Below are 2,480 nucleotides of genomic sequence, written 5' to 3' on the forward strand. Positions count from 1 at the left end.
ACACAACCGGCGCAGGGGTATCACATTTCTGTGACAGAGCCGCCGTTCGCAGCGCCCGCGCCGGCACATTTGCCCACGCTCTAAGTTGCAATGCACGGTGAACGATACGAAGGCGGCGAGAATTGAACGTGCGGCTGGCACGACGTTTGTCAGATTGATTCATCATAAAACACTCGATCCAAAAATTTTTAGGAGGTGATGCCAGGCACAACTGACACAAGCTTTTTTTCTTCGCCGCCCAAGCAACCTCAGTCAAGAAGGGAACTCTTACTCACCAAGGGATTGAGCTATGACACACAGGAAAGCAGGGCGTTTTGCTCACGCTCTCGCAGGGATGTTGTGCGGTTGCGTCATTGCCGGCTCGAGCCTGACGCGAGTGTATGCCCAAGAGCCGCTGGACCGAACCCCGAACGATTCCTCAACCAACTCTCGTCTGGTAATGACGGCGCCGCATCTTGAACAAGAGACGCCACTCCCCCTCATTGCCCTGCAGAAACGGTTGGAGCAAGCGCAACAGGAGCTGCGCGTGCTGCAAGTCCGGCGTTATCATATTCTCAAAACCATGCAACGAATCGAGCAGCGCATGCTCACCCGCACCCAGCGCAGCAATAAGCGTTCGATCTTTTCAGAAAAAAGAATCCGTCCAAGCGCTTGACGCGGTTTATGTGAGCGCTATTTCATCCCGCCATTCTTGACTTTGCAGGGAGGCGAAAGTCTTCGGGCCAGGAAACAAGCCGCAGGGAAGACGGCTTGTTTCCTTTCTCTTTGAATTCCTCTCCCCTCGCCTTTGCCTCGCCTAAAAATCCCTTGCCTTTCAAGCGCTTTTTGCGCATTTTTTCACGCACAAAAAATCGCATAAAAATGGCCGGTATTGCGCTGTGTTCAACACGATTCGTCTTCCCGATTAAATCGTTCACAGACGAAAACGCTCGACGCCTCAGCGCGCAGCCGGGCCGGGAACATATTTTCATGTTGTTGAAGCCGGAGGAAGGGTTGCCATGAACATCGACAATGATGTGAACGACGAACTAATACCCAAAAAGAAGAAAAAGGAAAAAAATAAAAGCCGGCTCAAGGCCAAGAATGCCGATCGCGCAATGGACAATATGTTTCGCATTGTCATCAACACGCATCTGCAGCTCAGCGCGATGGCAGACAACAAGGCCAACATGTTGATCACGGTCAACTCGCTAATTCTTTCGCTTTCCCTGGTCAACGTCAACGACCCCATGTTGCAACCGACGATCATTTGCATGGGCCTCACCTGCGTTGCCACCATCCTGCTTGCGATCTACGCCACTGTGCCCAATCTCCCGCCGCGCTTGCAAAATCCCAACCCGCAAAGCCCCGGCTTCAACATCATTTTCTTCGGCTATTTCAGCCAGTTGGAATATCCCGTGTTCGCCCAGGAGATGCAAAAGGTGATCAATGATCGCAGCCGCGTGTATGATTCTCTGGCGCGCGACTTGTACAATCTCGGCAAAGTGTTGGGTGACCGCAAATATCGCTTCATTCGTTACAGCTATCTCGTTTTTATGGCCGGACTGATCATCAGCGTGGTTACGCTCATCATCAGCGTGGCCACAACTCCCACCGTCCCGATCGAATAATCGTCAGGACGCTGAATGGATCAACTCATTTGCCATTTGCTGGGGGATTACGTGCTGCAAACCGATTGGATGGCGCGCACTAAAATTTCAAGCCTGTTTGCAGCGATCGTACATGCCCTGGTTTATACCCTGCCTTTCACGCTGATCACCGGATTCAGTTGGGCGCTTGCCGTTATTTTTTCGACACACGTCTTGATTGACCGCTACCGGCTGGCAGGCCATATTATGCGCATCAAACAGTGGCCGTGGGGCAGGCGAAACCCTTGCCCCCCGCCGCCGCCGGAAATGCATACGATCTTGCTCATTGTTATCGACAATACCGTTCATCTCACCATCAATTACTTATCCATAAAATATTTGGGCTGAACCGTGATCTTTTCCCGATCCAGTGGCATATTGCTGCATCCGACTTCTTTGCCTGGCCCCAGCGGCATTGGCGATATGGGCGCAGCCGCTTTTCATTTTATTGATGTCCTGTCTGACATGTCGCAACATCTGTGGCAGGTGTTGCCGCTCGGCCCCACCGGCTATGCCAATTCTCCCTACCAATCGTTTTCCGCATTCGCCGGCAATCCGTTGTTAATCAGTTTGGAAAAATTGGCGGAAGAAGATTTCTTGACGGCCGAGCAGTTGCACAAAATGCCGGCCTTTCCGCCGGAGCGGGTGGACTATGGCCTGGTGATCCAGCACAAGATTCCCCTGCTCAAAGAAGCTTCAGCAGCGTTCCAGATGCAAGCTTCAACAGTGGAAAGAAAAAACTTCGAAGATTTCTGCGCCGCGAATCAAGCCTGGCTCGATGATTATGCCTTGTTCATGGCGCTGAAAAACGTGCAAGACTTGCGGCCGTGGACGCCCTGGCCGCCGGAGCTG

At 52.5% G+C, this 2,480-nt stretch carries 4 protein-coding genes; all 4 read left to right on the forward strand.

All coding sequences use genetic code 11. From position 1 onward, the window contains the following. Positions 1-289: 289 nt before the first annotated feature. Positions 290-655 (forward strand): hypothetical protein, encoded by a 366-nt coding sequence (locus tag FBQ85_29175; protein ID MDL1879203.1) that lies wholly within the window; start codon positions 290-292, stop codon positions 653-655. Positions 656-998: 343 nt separating this feature from the next. Then, positions 999-1,610, forward strand: coding sequence for a hypothetical protein (locus FBQ85_29180; GenBank protein ID MDL1879204.1), 612 nt, complete (start codon positions 999-1,001; stop codon positions 1,608-1,610). 15 nt (positions 1,611-1,625) lie between these two features. Further along, complete coding sequence (locus FBQ85_29185) at positions 1,626-1,976, forward strand: DUF3307 domain-containing protein (protein MDL1879205.1); 351 nt, start codon at positions 1,626-1,628, stop codon at positions 1,974-1,976. Positions 1,977-1,979: 3 nt separating this feature from the next. Next, the coding region (locus FBQ85_29190; GenBank protein ID MDL1879206.1) for a 4-alpha-glucanotransferase at positions 1,980-2,480 on the forward strand (501 nt) is incomplete at its 3' end.

This window comes from Cytophagia bacterium CHB2, from assembly GCA_030263535.1.
GTDB lineage: Bacteria > Zhuqueibacterota > Zhuqueibacteria > Zhuqueibacterales > Zhuqueibacteraceae > Coneutiohabitans.